9 protein-coding genes are annotated in these 15135 nt (G+C 65.2%); 3 read left to right on the top strand and 6 right to left on the bottom strand.

Translation table 11 applies throughout. The annotated features are described in order from the left end of the window. Positions 1–158: 158 nt before the first annotated feature. The 5 genes from I4J89_RS45620 to I4J89_RS45600 form a co-directional block, all read right to left on the bottom strand. A complete protein-coding gene (locus I4J89_RS45620) occupies positions 159–1349 on the bottom strand; it encodes a Wadjet anti-phage system protein JetD domain-containing protein (protein ID WP_196420489.1) in 1191 nt (396 codons plus the stop codon). Continuing rightward, positions 1336–4716, bottom strand: coding sequence for an ATP-binding protein (locus tag I4J89_RS45615; RefSeq protein WP_196420488.1), 3381 nt, complete (start codon positions 4714–4716; stop codon positions 1336–1338). The genes I4J89_RS45620 and I4J89_RS45615 overlap by 14 nt, the downstream gene beginning before the upstream one ends. Next, complete coding sequence (locus I4J89_RS45610) at positions 4709–5473, bottom strand: DUF4194 domain-containing protein (protein WP_196420487.1); 765 nt, start codon at positions 5471–5473, stop codon at positions 4709–4711. The genes I4J89_RS45615 and I4J89_RS45610 overlap by 8 nt, the downstream gene beginning before the upstream one ends. Continuing rightward, a complete protein-coding gene (locus I4J89_RS45605; RefSeq protein WP_196420486.1) occupies positions 5466–7022 on the bottom strand; it encodes a DUF3375 family protein in 1557 nt (518 codons plus the stop codon). The genes I4J89_RS45610 and I4J89_RS45605 overlap by 8 nt, the downstream gene beginning before the upstream one ends. 416 nt (positions 7023–7438) lie before the next feature. Next, the gene (locus I4J89_RS45600) at positions 7439–8638 is read right to left on the bottom strand and encodes a hypothetical protein (protein WP_196420485.1); all 1200 of its coding nucleotides are present in this window, start codon (positions 8636–8638) and stop codon (positions 7439–7441) included. 532 nt (positions 8639–9170) lie between these two features. Between I4J89_RS45600 and I4J89_RS45595 the strand changes: the two genes are divergently transcribed. Beyond that, complete coding sequence (locus tag I4J89_RS45595; protein WP_196420484.1) at positions 9171–11183, top strand: ATP-dependent nuclease; 2013 nt, start codon at positions 9171–9173, stop codon at positions 11181–11183. Continuing rightward, on the top strand, positions 11183–13090 hold the full coding sequence (locus I4J89_RS45590; protein ID WP_196420483.1) for a UvrD-helicase domain-containing protein: 1908 nt from the start codon (positions 11183–11185) through the stop codon (positions 13088–13090). The genes I4J89_RS45595 and I4J89_RS45590 overlap by 1 nt, the downstream gene beginning before the upstream one ends. Positions 13091–13633: 543 nt before the next feature. On the opposite strand, the gene I4J89_RS45585 is transcribed toward I4J89_RS45590, so the two are convergent. Continuing rightward, positions 13634–13975, bottom strand: a complete 342-nt coding sequence (locus I4J89_RS45585) for a histone-like nucleoid-structuring protein Lsr2 (protein ID WP_196420482.1) — start codon at positions 13973–13975, stop codon at positions 13634–13636. 599 nt (positions 13976–14574) lie between these two features. On the opposite strand from I4J89_RS45585, the gene I4J89_RS45580 reads away from it, so the two are divergent. Then, positions 14575–14988: a HEAT repeat domain-containing protein gene (locus I4J89_RS45580; protein WP_230860713.1), complete on the top strand. Its 414-nt coding sequence runs from the start codon at positions 14575–14577 to the stop codon at positions 14986–14988. Positions 14989–15135 lie beyond the last annotated feature (147 nt).

Here is a 15135-nt window from a genome sequence, read left to right as displayed (position 1 = left end):
ACCCAGAACCTGGGTGGGCCTCTGGCTACCCAGATTCGCTCGAGAGCCCTTGAATGGTTCTCCCGACGCCAATGAGCAGATGGCGGGCGGCTCCAGACGATGGCGTCGTGGACGGTCTTGCCCGACGTCAGCCCAGGCGGTTGCGGCCGCGGCGCGGATTAGCCCGGGATCCGGCGTAGCTGCTCGAGAAGCAGCGGATACGCGTAAGCCCACGGGATACGCTCCTGCTCGAGGAGTAGGCCGGATTGGCTGCTGTCGGTGTATTCGACCAAATACCGGTACAGGGCTTGCTCGTCATCTTCCAAGTTTGGCAAGGTCCGCCGTTGCGGGCCGGCACCCTCGACTGCGAGGCCGGCGAACTTGTCGAGGGTCTCGCGGTTCATCATCACCGTCGTCGCGGCGATGCCGTAGCCACGCAGATCATTGACGAATTGCAAGCCAGCTGCATCGATATCGCCCCAGTAGACGACTGTTGCCGCGGTGAGGACCCAGTCGATGCGGGCGTAGTGCAGCACGCTGAAGCCCTCGCCGTGCAGGACCACGGTGCCGGCAAGGTCGTCGGTCAGAGCGTAGCCGGTTTCCTTATTCTCGAAGATCATGACAGTGCCGGGTCGGCGTGACCAGGCGTTGAGGTCGTCGATGCTTGCGGCGAAGTGCCGCATGCCGCCGAATTCCGCGCGGATCTGCGGGTCGAGTACGGCTACTTGCACGAGATCGGGCGGGATGCGAAGGCCGAGCCGTCGGTGTAGACGCAGCCGCCGCTGACCGTCGGCCTCCTCCGCTTCCGCCTCGGCGTCCTCATCGCCGAGCATGGACAGGACCAGATGGGCATGACGCATGAGCCATTTGGTGTTGATGCCCTCGATCGGCAGCTGGCGTAGCAGCAGGCCGGAGGTGGGGTTGGCCCTGAGCCACGCAACGGTGTTCACAAGCCGCTCGAAGTCACGCACGTCCAGTTCCGTGATGCGCCGGATCAGCCCGCCGAAGCGGGCGAGAGGAAACTGTCGCTGCAGCGTGACCAGGCGCTGTCCGCAGCGGCGCCACGTCTGCTCCGTTTCGGTGCAGACCGCAGCCACGTCGGCCGGCTCGGCGAAGACCAGGGCGTGCGGCATCGGATGCACGCCGGTCGGAAACTTGAGGTTCTGGTATTGCGTCGTGCCCGGCCCGCGGTAGTCGTGCCACGATGCCGCCCATTCGTGACACGCGATCGGGTCGGCGGATCGTTGGGCGCTGCTGGGTGGCTGCAAGGACACGCGCATCGGCCAGGCGCCGCCGCGGCGCGCCCAACGCGGATAGTCCTGGTCGAATCGGCGGCGCAGCAGCGCGGCGACCTCCTCAGGCCGCCGCACGGATCGTCCCTTCGAGCTCGGTGTCGCGGCGGGCAGCGAGGTCGCCGAACGTCGCGTACGCGGCGTTGGAGTGAGCGCCGTCGGGCATCATCCGTTTCTCCACGAGGACGGCCTGGCCGATGAACGGCTCGACGATTCCGGACATGCGGATCGGTGCCGCGATGATCATTTGGAAGCCGAACTCTTCGAACACTGATAGAGCCTGCGCGGCGTACGTCTCGTCGGATTTGCTGAACGCCTCGTCCAGCATGAGCGGCGCGAACCGGGGCCGGCCGTCGGATTCGTCGTCGGCGAGGTTGTAGCTCAGCGCTGCGGCAAGGCAGAAAGCGACCAGCTTCTCCTGCTCACCGCCGGAGTTGGAGGCGGTGTTGTGGTAGGTGAAGACAGTGACACCGGCGGCGTCCTCCTCGCGTCCGTAGAACGTGTAGCCGGTACGGACGTCGAGCACGTTGGCCCGCCAGCGGCGGGCCTCGCTGCTGGCTCCGGTGAACCGGGCCATCAGGTCCCGGACCCGCCGGAATTGCGCGATCGAAGCGCTGGCGTCGCGGCGTGCGGCGGGGGCGTGGCGTAGCAGGTCGTCAACCGCCTTGCGGAAGTCTTTGACCTCGGTCGGTTGGCTTGCTTTGTATGCGATTTGCAAGTGGGTGCCCGGGTTGAACTCGGCGCGGCGCAGGCCGGCGTTAACCATGTCGATGCGGCGCCTGATCTCTTCGGTGGCTTTCTCGATGGCGCGTTGCAACAGGCCAATCGAGGGAACCATGTCCTCACTGATCATCTGCTGGAACTTGGTCATCGCGTCCGGGAGCCGGCGCTCGGCGATCTCCTCGTAGAGGGCAGCGAACGACGCGCCCGACTGTTCGGCGTCGCCGCTGGTGTCGGGGGCCGTGTCCGACCATCTCTCGAGGAACCGTTCGATCGCGTTCTTGACCTTGGACAGCGCCAGCTTGCGATCCGCGACGGCCCTTTCCTTGCGATGGTCCAGTTCCCGCCGCAACGCGCTTCGGACGGTGCCGATCGTGTCGACGGTTGCCGTGCCGTCCAAGCCCGCCCGGACTTCGTCGAGGTAAGCTCGGTCCTCGGCGTCGTCGACGGTGTGGGGCTTGCGGTCCTCGGCCTCGTAGATCTCGATCAGCCTGTTTTGTTCCTTGCCGTGATCCTCGATGGCTGTCCGGGTCCGGGCACAGGCGTTGACGGCTTCCTTGTACTTTTCTTCCGCGTAGTCACGCTGGACTTCCAGGCGCTGCAAGTCGACGTTGTCGGCCTTCAGCGCCTCGATGCGTTCCTCCAGATCACGGACCGCCCGTACTGCCGAGGCATGGTCCACCTGGGCCCAGGCCGTGTACTCGGCGACCTGGGTCGCCGCGTCGATCATCGCACCCAGTTCCCGGTACCGCTGGTCAAGCTGGCGCGCCTCGTGGCCTGCCTCCGCCGCGTCCTGTCTGAGCTGGTCGACCTCCGCGGCAAGTGCGGCGCGCTTGGCGGCGGTGTTCGCGCCGAGGATGTACGACGACGGGCTGGTGACCTCCGGACGGTCGTCTTTGCGGTAGTGGTTGCCCGGCAGCTTGATCGTTCCGCGAACCGTCACGGCACGCCGGTGAGCTTCGAGTTCGCGGGCGTTGTCCACGCACACGTGATCGAACTGCCGCACGAGTTGTGCCGCCAGCCATTCACCGCTGGGATGGTCACGGTCGACGGTGAGCTTGCCGGCGAGGGTTTGCGGCGCCGGTGGCGGCTGGTGCGCAGATACGGCGGTCACCGTGCTGTGCTCCACGATGGCGCGCATGTTGTGCTCGTCGACGAACCGGCCGACCACGTCCTTGTGGACCTCCGGCACCAGAAGCCGTAGGCCGAAACTGCGCAGAACCCTCTCGGCGGCGGGCCGCCACCGTTCCTGGCCTTCGGCGATGTCGATCAGTTCGGCGGCGTAGGCAAGGTCAGCCACCGGCACACCGGTGCCGACGGCGATTTCCTCCCGTACCCGGATCGGGATCGGCGGGATCAGCGTCCGGGCCGATTGGAGCCCGATTAGTTCCTTCTCTTTCACATCAAGTGCCTGCGTCGCCTGGAGCGCCACACCCAGGGCACGCGTGCGAAGCGGCTCATCGCGCTGCAACTCGATGTCGGCGATCTCCTTGATGCTGTCAAGCTGGCCACGGAGCTGAATGAACGAGCCCTCGTCGTGCGGGCACGGACGCTGCAGGCGGGTCACGTATCCGCTGTAAACGCGGTACGCGTCGCGTCGGCGTTCCGCCTCGAGCCCGGCCAGCTGCAGCTGTGATTCGAGACTTTGTAGCGCGGTGCTGCTCTGCCGGTACTGGTTGTCCAGCGACCGGAACGCAGCGTACTTGCGTTCCTGCTCCTCATTCTCCCGCGACAAACGCTGGTCCAAGTCGGAGATGACCTCGTCGAGATGCTCGAGTTCGGTGTCGATCAGCTGCAGGTGCACGCCGCGCAAGTAGTGCTCGACCGGGGTGCCGAGCAGGTGGGCGGCGCGTTCGCTGATGGTTCCGGACGCGTGGAACAGCTCCCAGTTCGCCGGCACGTCGCGAAGGATCTGCGCCTGCGCGTGGGCCCGGCTCGCGGTCTCGTACGCCTCGTTTAGCGGGGTGAAAGCGTCCACCACGCGTTGCGCCGCGGCGAAGGTGTCCGGTTCGTCGAGCATGTTGTCGCGGATAAAAAGGTTCAGATCACCGACGTTCTTCATCGCCTTGGCCTTGCCCAGCAGGGCTAGGCCCGTCTGCGATGCGCCGAGGCCGACACGTTGCGTCAAGGCGTTCATGTACGAGGTCTGGCTGGGCGGATACTGCGCCGCTGGATACGCGCTCTTCAGCCATCGTGTGTCGAACTCGCGGTCAGCCCATTCCCGGAGCAGGCCGATGTCGAAGTGGCCATCATGCAGCTGATACATCGGCTTGAGGGCGGACCCGTCGTTCTCGACGCCGGTGAACCAGCGTACGACGACTGCGGTGGTCACCGCGCCGATCCCGTTGTCGTAGGTCGCGGCGACCGCCGACCAGGTCGGTTTCCCGCCACGCAGGTACTGGATCTGGGACATGTCATTCTCGTCGCTGGTCTGCGACCATGCGCCGCGTACATAGTCGGCGACGCTTCTCGTGCTCTGTTTCGCGCCGCGGGCGCTCAGGTCGGCCGACGCGTTGAACCGCTGGTCGTGGGTCGGGAGCAGGGCGATCGAGTGGGCATCCATCAGCGAGGACTTTCCCGAGCCTGAAGGGCCGGTCAGCAGAACGCCGCGCTCATCGATCGGCAGGTCCTTGTAGCCGCAGAACGTTCCCCAGTTGACGACCTGTAGTCGCACCAGCCGGAACTGCCCCAGAAACACCGTCCGAGCACTCGACGTCTCAGGCATCGGCGGCCTCGCCGTCGTCCACGCCAGCCGGGGCCTCGCCTCGTGCGATCGCCGTGTACCGCTCGTGCAGCGCCTGCACCTGCTGAGCGTTGAGGATGGAGGTGATCACACCGTAGACGATGTAACGGCTGGTCCCCTTGATCGGTTTGATGATGGCCGCATCGTCGAGAGCGTTGATCGCAGCGCGGACCTTCTTCACGAAGCCGGCCTCGTCGGTGTCGTCGGCGCGTTTGTAGGCCAGCATGTGATCGATCATGTCCGCGGTCTCGACGACAGGTTCGTCCGGCGCGAGCACATACTGCTGATACAGGTAGAGAGCCAGGGCACTGGCCGCCAGGCTCAGCGTCCTCGACCGCAGGATCGTCCGGCTGCGTGGACTCGGATCCTGCGCCTGCCGGGTGAACGCGTACCTGTACTCACGATTGATCTCCAGGATCAGACCCAGCTCGGACAGCCGGCTGCGCAGCAGATCCTCGTACTGCAGCACCGCTGGCCAGTGGTGCTTGTTGCGGTCGCTCAAATGTGGCGCGGCGACCAGTTCCTGCAGCGCCCAGCAGGCCTCGGCGGGCAGGTCGCTGGTGTCGCCGTCGAAGCGAACCGGTCGCTCGCCGCTGTCCACGTGCGCGCCTACCGCCTGGTCGGCCACGTCCGCGAACACCTCCGCAGCGCTCAGCGGAGAATGACCAGCAGGTCCAGTTTCGGCGAACAGCCCGGCGCCGAACACCTCCTCGAACAGCGGCTCCCGGTGGTCAGGCATCGCCGATCCCTTCCAACAGAGCTGGCTGGGCTGACAACAAACGCCGGCGTGACAGGTGCGGCGACGGGTCGGGGATCGGTTCGCCGAACACCAGATAGGGAACACTGACTTCCCGCAAGCCGCGACCAGTGTGCGCCACCACCAGTTCGCGCGCACCGGAGTCCACATCACCGAACCGCGTGGCCAGCGACCACAGCCCGATGATGTCGCCGGTCCGCGGCTGAGGCAGATACCGCAGGACCTCCGGCAACGTCGCGACCCCGCTGTGCGCGTCCATCGCCGCGTGCGCCGCCGCCCGCAGCGCACCCCAGTCGATTGCCTCCCGGCCCGCGAGCGCGGACGGGTCAATGTCGAACTCGTCGCCGGAATCGACGACCGGATCGGCCAGCAGCGGCGTGCCAGGGTCCAGCCGCAAGCGCCCGACCGAACGGGCGTTCACACCGCTCATCGGGACGATGAAGCCAATGTCGCGGCCGCCGTGGCTGTGATGAAACGCCTCAGCCGCGGCGGCCTGAGCTTCACTGACCTTGGTTCGCATACTGCGGTAATGCGCAGCGTCTCCGCCGCGAACGAAGTTGCTGATCCGTCGGAACGCCACCGCCCGAACACCTTCGACCTCTTGGACGCGCCGCCACATCGCCTCGATGAAATCGGTGAGCGACTCGCGTAGGTGGACAGGAAGCCCCGCAACCCGTTCGGTGATCTCGGCGATGTCCGATTCCAGCTGCGAACGCTGCGACGGCGTGGCGATGACGGTCGCGAAGGCCCGGAACGCCAGACCGTCCGCCGACTCGGCGATCACGTCGTGCCCGTCGAACATCCGCTGCAGAGTCTCGGCGAACTGGGCTGGATCATCCGTGAGGCTCTGCCGCAGCAGAGCCGCGGTGTTGGCGTGCATCCGCTCGCCGTAGCGGGCAATATCGGCCGGAATCCGGTCGATCAACTGCGCGACCGCGGCGACCTTATCCACCAGCTCCCGATGGTTGACCGTCAGAGCATCTCCGCGGTCCAGCCCGTCGAGCTGCGCCCGCAACACTGCGATCTGCTCCTGCAACGCGCGCCGGCGAACCGCCGGATCCGGGTTGGCTTCCGTGGCAATCTGACGAATGTCCTGCATCACCATGGCCAGCGCGGACTCGGTGGCCACCGAGCTGTGCCGATGAAGGGTCCGCATCTGGCGCACCGCCTGGCTCGCGCCAGAGGTCAGCTGATACCGCTCGATACGGCTTGCCGGGTCGACGCTGCGATGCACCCAGCCCCGCTTGGTCCACTTCGTCAACAGCTGATCCGCATCCAGCGTCGACGCCTCGGCATCCTCCGACTCTCGAGAAGGCGTGAAGCTGCGCAGCAGCGCGGGGAGATCAGCGTTCATATCGGCCGCAAGCGACTGCCCATCGACGATCTGCCCGTCACCCAGATGCGCCGCCATCAACGAGAGATGAAGCAAGGCATCCTGTGATCGCAACAGCGCCATCGTCACGTCGGCGGTCGCGTTGCTGCGGAACTCGTGAAGCAACTGCTCGGCGCTCCTGCTCGCCAGGGCGTCCACCTCCTCGAACGGACGCCGCAATGAGCCTCGGCGACCATCGGATGGCCGTAGTCGTAACCTCACGCACTGTAGGGCAGGGGTACGACATTGCGATGCCCACCGATGGGACGACCCGGAGTTGGCATCTTCAGGTGACGCCACGGGAGAAACCTGCCGAGGCCAGCATCAGGCTGCCTATAACGCCAACGATGCCGGGCGGCGAGCATGTCGAGCCAGACGGGCTGCGAACGGGCCTGCCATCGCCGGGTCGACAATGGCGCGCTGCCGATGCGGCCCAGACCGGCCGACGACGATCGAGATCAGCTCCTTACGCCTCATCACCCCTCGAAAGCCGGACGGTGGTGCGGCTACCAAGGGGATCGGATCGAGCGGGAGCGGACCGCCGATGTACCCGGGCGGCATCGCCGCTGCGTTGTCTACTGGGAGGCGGGGGCCTCGTCCCCGGGCCTGCCCGGGGACGAGGCCTGTTGCGCTGTTTGGCGCAGAACACGCTGCGCGAGATCGCGAAAGTAGTTCATCAGCTCGGGCTCGTAGGCAAGATAGGGCCGCGCGGCGGCATGCGGATTGAGCCGGATCGCCGCGGTCAGCCAAGCCAGCAGGGCGGAGAAGGTTTGTTCGAGGCGTGCGGAGCCGATGGTGGCATGCACACCGGCGTTGAACCGGTCGATGAGCTCGTCCAGCGCGGAGCCCAGCGCCGCGACTTCGCCGGGCGCAGGCGGGTCCGCAGTCGCGGCCGCCTCGGTCAGGTAGGCCCACAACCTGTTGCGGTATTGCGGTCGGCCGACCTTGCGGCCGTTGACCGGCTGGTCGCGTGCTGGGTACCAGTAGTTGGCTAGGGCTTCTAGGAATCTGCGGCCAGAGAGGGCGGCGTGGGCGAGGTCCTCGCCGGTTTCCGCAGCGGCGATGGCCCGCATCGCTGAGTTCAAGGCATCGAACAGTTCCGGGTGGATCTCCTCGATGACGAGTGCCAGTTCCGACAGCATCGTCTCGGAGGTTCCGTCCAGCTTGGCGGCGATTCGCTGGAAGTATTCGATACGTCGAAAATGGGCTGGATCGGTGTAATGGTCGAAGGCGGTTTTGCGTGCTCCGATGTCCTCGTAGGTGACGGTCATGCCTTCACTTTCGAGAAGTTCGCGCAGCGCCCGGTCGGGGTCTTCGTTGTGCCCGGTGTAGAGCACGGACGCGACGTCGCCCCGGAACCGGATGTACTCGGGCAGCGATTGCCGGAACATTGCCAGTTGGACTGGATCCCCAAACGAGACGTCCATGGCGCCCAGGTAGCCGGACGTAGCCGCGATCGTGGTATCTAGTTCGTCGGCGGCGTCTTCGGTCAGGTTCTGCAGCAGCCAACAGAAGACAGTCGAGTCGACCGTGGCCCGCTCCAGCGACTCGCGCCGCAGCCGGTCAAATCGGGTGGGGAAGTACACCGTGGCGAGGATCTTCGGCACTGGCCAGTCGGGGGTGAGCGTGCGGGTGAGAATGTCGCAGATGGAGACGCGGACGTGCGCCTGCCGACGCTGCAGCACGCCGGTTCGCAGGACCCGTCGCATCACCGCGTCGCCGTAGGTAGACCCGAGGGTCGGATCCGACGCGTCGAAGAGAAGCGCGATGTTCACGATGCTTTGCACCTCACGATGTGTCGGCGCTCGCCGCTGATGCCGCGCGACGTCTTGAGGCTACTGGTTCGCGCATCACCACGGATCGATCACTGATGCTCCGTCCGCCTCCGGAGCTTGGGGTGGCGCGACCACGGCGGTGCGAGGCTCTTGTCGGCATTTCACGGGCCCGCTCGGCGCAAGGATCTGCTACACCGCTCCTTACCAAGCAGCCTTCGGCGGACGCCGCAACGACTCGCGGGTTCAGCCAGCGCCCGACAAAGTCGTGAAATTGGCCGTCTTGAGTTGACCAAGGTGGATGCGCTCCTGTCGATGGCGGCAAGACGGGTCCCACCGGTTCGGGAGGCCATCGGAGTTCTTCGCCACGATGGTCAACCCGTTGTCGGTCATCCCGCCCAGAGATCGCACCGTGTGTGCGACGGGTATGCCCGTCGCGGGCAGACAGTTCTAAGGAGGGCTCTCTATGGCCGTGCGCCCTGGAGCCCGCGGAGAGCGGCTGAACAAACCCTGCGTTCAGGAACGATGAGGAAATATGTCTCTTCCGCTCGACCCCAGCAGCGCATCGGCTCGCGCTCTCGTAGAGCGGCTCCCTGGGAGCTCGGAATCTTCGCGGGCACCCCACTTCTTCCTGAAGTCCCTCCAGGTCCAGAACTTCCGCGCGATCCGCGACACGATCTTCACGTTCCAGCCCGGACTCAACGTCATCATCGGCGCGAACAACGCCGCGAAAACCGCTGGGATCGACGCCCTGCGGCTGCTCCTTGGGCTGGGAAGCTTTGAGAAGCGCGAGGACAACATTCGGCTGCGGCCGACCGACGCCTGCCTCGACGACCCTAACGACAGAAGCCCGCGCCAGGTCAGCTTCACCGCGACCTTCCTCGGCCGAAGCGACTCCGACCTACCTGCCCAATTTCTCGAGCTGACGTGCATAAACGACACCATCAAGCTCGGGGACCCACCGGTCGAATACACCGCCTTCAAGCTCTGCTACCGCGTGACCTTCGAATACAACACAGCCAAGGGCCGCTACGAGCCGGGCCGAGGGGAACTCCGCGGAGGCCCAACCCTCTCCAACCCTGTGCCGTACGACGTCATGGACTCCATGAAGGCCGTCTACCTCGCTCCGCTGCGCGACCTCATCAACGACCGCGCCCGGGTCGGCGCCGAAATCGAACGACTGATCATCAGCCACACCGCCGACACCATGGTCGACAAACGCAAGGGAATCCCCGACGAACTCCGCAAGCTACTCGGACAGCTCATCGGAGAAGTCACCGAGGGACGACACCACAGCGCGGCCAGCCGAAATCTAGCCGCCTACGCCAAGCCCTACCAGCTTGGCGACGAAAGCCTCACCTTCCAACCCCAAGGCATCTCCGACGAGCTGTTCCGCACCATGGCTCCGGTCTTCGCGCACTCCTTGCACGGCGACGGAGGGCTGCCGCTCAGCAGCAACGGACTCGGCATCAACCAGCTCATCTACGCCAGCATCGTGTTGTCACGACGTGGCGACGCCCAGGTCGACCAGCACATCCACCGCTTCTTCCTGATCGAGGAACCCGAAGCCCACCTGCACCCCCAACTGCAGGACTCCTTCTTCCACGCGCTCAACCAAATCACCGACCACCAGATCTTCGTCACCTCCCACTCGCCGACCATCACGGCCAAGTCCGACCTCGACAAGATCATCGTGATGCGGCGAGGAACCAACGACGGCCCCGCCACACCCCTGCACCTCAGCGAACAGTTCCGCGGCCGTGACGACGACAAGCGCTACCTGCACAAGTTCCTCGACGTATCCCGCTCCCAGCTACTGTTCGCCACCGGCGCGGTCTTCGTCGAAGGCGTCACCGAAGCCATGCTGATGCAACGCTTCTCCGAACTCATCGGGCGCAGCCTGCGCGACCGCGGCATCGAAATCGTCGTCCTCGGCTCCGCCTGGGGCTTCGACCACTTCCGGCCCCTGTTCGCCGGCACCGACGGCCCCTACCACCGCGCTGTCTTCATCACCGACGGCGACGAGGACCCGCGCAAGGTCGCCACAGACCAGGCGTTCTTCGACGACACCCCCTCCGCGCTCGATCGCGGCATGGACATCGACGGTCAAACCGCTCTCGCCATGGGCTACGGCACGCTCGAGTTCGGCCTGCTCCGCACGGCCAGCGCCGGCACCCGCAACGCCGAAATGCTCGCGGTTCTGCAAGACGCTCTCCGTAAGGCCGCCCCCAGCAATGTGAACGACGGCAACATGGACGCCTACCTGAAAGACTTCCTCGACGCAGACCGGCCGTCCCTTGCCTACCAAAAAATGAAGGAGAACACCCGCGGCACCTGCGTGGCCGAAGGAGATTGGTACGCCACCTGGCACACCAACGAACCGTTCAAGAAGGTCAAGTCCGAGTTCGCGTTCCACCTTCACGAAGCGCTCTCCGCACTACCCGACGACGAGGCCAAACGCCGCTTCACCGTGCCCAAGTACATCCGCGACGCCATCGAGTTCGTCACCGGACCTGCCCACCGCGGCCCAGCACAGGCGGGCAACTGATGAGTCTCAACGCAGAACAACGTGCCGCGCTGTGGGACAGCGACGGCCAGCCGATCCGCAGCCACCGGATCCTGTCCGCACGACCAGGCACCGGCAAGACGACCACCCTGACCAGCTACTGCATCGACCTGGCCGAGCGCTGGCCTCAATGGCACAAACCATGGCAAGGCATGGCGACGCTCTCGTATACCAACGTCGCTAAGGACGAGCTTCAGCACAAGATCCGCAAACTCGGAAAGGCCGCGTCCCTACTGCAAACCCCACACTTCGTGGGAACGGTCGATGCCTTCGTAAACCAGTACCTGTTCCTTCCACATGCCGCCGCGGCAATGGGCACGACCACCGACCGGCCTACGCTGGTCGGCGAGCCGTACCAACAGTGGAAAAACCAATGGAATCTGGACAAGACCAAGCCGAATGACGCCTACTCGACAATGTGGTTCGACTGCTACTCGATCGGACTCGATGGCCGCCCCATCCGAATCGATGGGAACCCGCGGCCACGGTTCGGCTCGGCGAAGAAGGTCACGGACGCAAACGCCACCAAGATCCTCGCCATGAAGAGGCACGTCTGGGCGAGCGGACTCGCACTACAGGCCGATGCCAACTACCTGGCCCACCAGGCACTGCTCTCGTCGCCGGCGCTGACCAAAGCGATCATCCGCCGGTTCCCTGCCTTCATCGTCGACGAAGCCCAGGACCTTACCGAGGTCCAGCACGCCATCCTCGACCACCTCGTCGCAGCCGGCCTCAACCACGCCGTAGTCGTCGGTGATGAGAACCAAGCCATCTACGAATGGAATACTGCGCGGCCCGAGCTCTTCATCGCGAAAGCCACGTCCGGGCCTCCCTGGACGCGGGCCGTACTCACCGAGACGTACCGCTGCAGCCCTGCCATCTGCACCACCTTGACCAACCTGGCCGACGACGGCACACGCCTTGTGCCCGCCGACGACGGCAAGAACAAGGCTTACGCCGCGCCAGTCACCGTCCGAGCAATCAGCGACAACGAGCCCGCCGAGGTCGCAGCCGCCGTCGAGGAACTCGCCGCCGTACTTACCGGCGAGGCAGCCCACGACGGAAACGACGACAACACCAAGTCGCTTCTCGTACTGACTCGCGGAGCAGACCACGCACGCCGGCTCGAAGCCGGCTACTCCGGGATCACAGCCACAGCCACAGAGCGCACGGTCTGGGAGGAACCGCTCACCCGCGACTTCCTGAAAGTCATCTACCTTCTCTCCGCGTCGGACGAATATCGCGCCTTTGAGGCCTACGAATCGCTGCTGCGAAAGCTCGGCGGATACGTATCCGCGAATGACATGCGCGCTGCCATCCGTCGTGAATGGGGGCTGGCCGAGGATGCAGAGACGCTTTACCGCGTCGCTCTGTTCGGTGATCTGAAAGTACTCAAAAAGATCGTGCTGGCGAAGTCATGCGCAAGGATCTCCGATGGCGTTGCAATGTGCGATCTGACTCTGCGGGCCGTTCGATCCGATCGACTCGCGAAGTTCAAAAGGGACTGCGCCAGTTTTCGTGGCGACGCCAAGGAGAAACAAAACCAGCTCTTATCATCGATTTTCAGTGCCCGAGAAGCGCGGACCTGGAAGACGCATGACCGCTATCCCGACGTGCGAGTTGGATTCGCGACAGCCCACGCATCTAAGGGCGAAACCCATGACGCAGTTCTCTTGGTAACAAAAAGCAGGGCGGGGTCTTGCGGATGCCCGCAATCGGCAGCCGCTTGGCCCAAGATCTTCAAGCATTCAATGGCTGAATGTGAAGCGAAACGGATCGTCTACGTCGCAATTTCCCGCGCCGCGCAGCACCTCACCATCCTGGCTCCCGCCGGAGTAGATGGCGACTGGCGCGCCATGACGCAGGAAAGTGATATTGTCAAGGCGTAGCGGCGAAGGCGCGAGAGCACTTCCGGCGACGGGCTGAAGCGTAGCTCTCATGGGCGGTCAAGTGGTCGCTCAGGGCGAAGCGCAAGGTAATGATGGATTGTCTGCGAGCCGCATCTGCGTGGCCCCGGCGCAAGGCCGCAAATCCATCGTTCATAGCCGCGTAGAGAATGCCTACGACTCGAATGGCATGCGCCGCACTTGATTGGCCGTGGTCACACGCCTGGTCACAGCAATGATCAACTTCTTGAGAATTGGAAGATATCGGGCGGCACGACGATGTCGTTCTGTCCGATTCTGCGTACATAAAGACACGTGCTGACACTGCTTAACCGAATTGTAATACGACTGGGGGTCAAGGGGTCGCGCGTCCCTGCCCGGGTAGCGGGGTGGCGTCCGTCGGCCTGTTCCGCGTGGCGGCTGCGCACCGCGTCCCCCGCGCCGGGAGGGGGTTCGAACAATTGGTGTCATACCTGACGATGCCGCCTCGGACGTTTCTCAGTACGGGTCCGGAGGTGGCATCGTGACGCGAACGACTGCGGTCTTTTAGCGGCTGTTGTAGGCCGCTAGGACCTTAGCCGGAATGCGGCCGCGCTCCGACAACTCGTGGCCGTTGTTGCGTGCCCACTCGCGGATCGCCTGGTTCTCCCCGCGAGTCGATGGGCCGGCGCCGGTACCCCGGCCCGGGCTTCGACGGGCCAGCGGGTTGCTGCGTCCTTGGCGGGTGCCCGCTGAAATGAACGGGTCGAGCGCCTTACGCAGCTTCCCTGCGTTCGTCTCGGACAGGTCGATCGTGTAGTTGACCCCGTCCAGGCCGAACTCGATGGTCCGGTCGGCCTTCTTGCCGTCGAGGTCATCCGTAAGAATAGTGACTATCTGCTTCGCCATGAGGGTGATACTCCGTTTTCGCCGAAATGTTGCACGATTGAGGCGGCCAACGCCCGACTATAACCTTTCTCGCCGCTCACCGGTGAATCGCTGCGCGTCCCGTCCGCTGGTGGTGGGTGGCACCTTTTGCGATCCGTAGCTGCGACGTAGCAGCGCTGCTGCGGAACGCCGATAGCTGTCTTGGTATCGGATCTGTTCGAACATGCCCGTCACAGGTATGGCCGCAGCCTTCACCTAATGCGGCAACCGTACAGCCCGCAGGCTCGGCACATCTAGAGCTGCGGTCCTCGGGGGCTCGATCACCGTGACGCAGAGGAGGTGGACTGCCACTGGAGCCGGCTTGCTAAATCCACCAACGAGGTTGCCAATCCGCCTGCAGGGATGGTTCGAGAAACTGCCGGGGTCAGCAGCGACACGTGCCCGCATCGCTGGCAGTACCAGCACCCATTCCATAGCCATCGGGCTCGACGAATGGTCTGGCCTGTGATGCCGGCGTTGCGGCGCCGCGACCAGACGAGCGCACCGCAGATCCCGGCCATGCCCATGAGAGTGACCGCCGCGGGCCATACCGCTGAGCCTGTTCCGGTGGTCAACGCCACCTGGACGACAACCGTGGAGAACAGGACCGCCGAGCCGCACAGGACGGCCGGCACCGCGACCGAAGGCGCGAACGCGCCACCGACGACAACTGGGTTGTGCGGCAGGCGGCGGTGCGGGCGATCGCGGCTGGCTGGGCCGACGATCCGGGCACCCTGGCCTGGCTGCGCGAACGCGCCACCACCGACACCGACGACGATGTGCGGCAGACGGCGGCGCAAGCGATCGCGCGGACCGTTGCGGGATTACCGCGGACCGCGGTGGTGACCGAGCTCGGGCAGGTGGCCGCGGTACCGGTACCGGACTTCCTCGTTACCGGCTGGGGCGGACGCGCCGGCGGTCACGCTGCGCACGTTGCAGCGGACGTTCGAGCGTCAGATGACCCCGGCGGAGCTGGCGGCGTGGCGTACCGGTGAGGCGCGGCGCGGGGGACGAGCGTCTACCTGACGCGGCCGGCGACCGGGGGCAACATGGTGCGGGAGCCGGACCACAAGCAGCTGCCGGTGCTGGTGCTGCCGCCCCGCGGCCCGGCGGTGTGCCCGTGGCTGACCAGCGGCGTCGAC

The organism is Actinoplanes aureus, from assembly GCF_015704865.1.
Classification (GTDB): Bacteria; Actinomycetota; Actinomycetes; order Mycobacteriales; family Micromonosporaceae; genus Actinoplanes; species Actinoplanes aureus.
The sequence above is the reverse complement of the archived record's forward strand: the minus strand, read 5'-3'. Positions and strand labels throughout refer to the sequence as shown.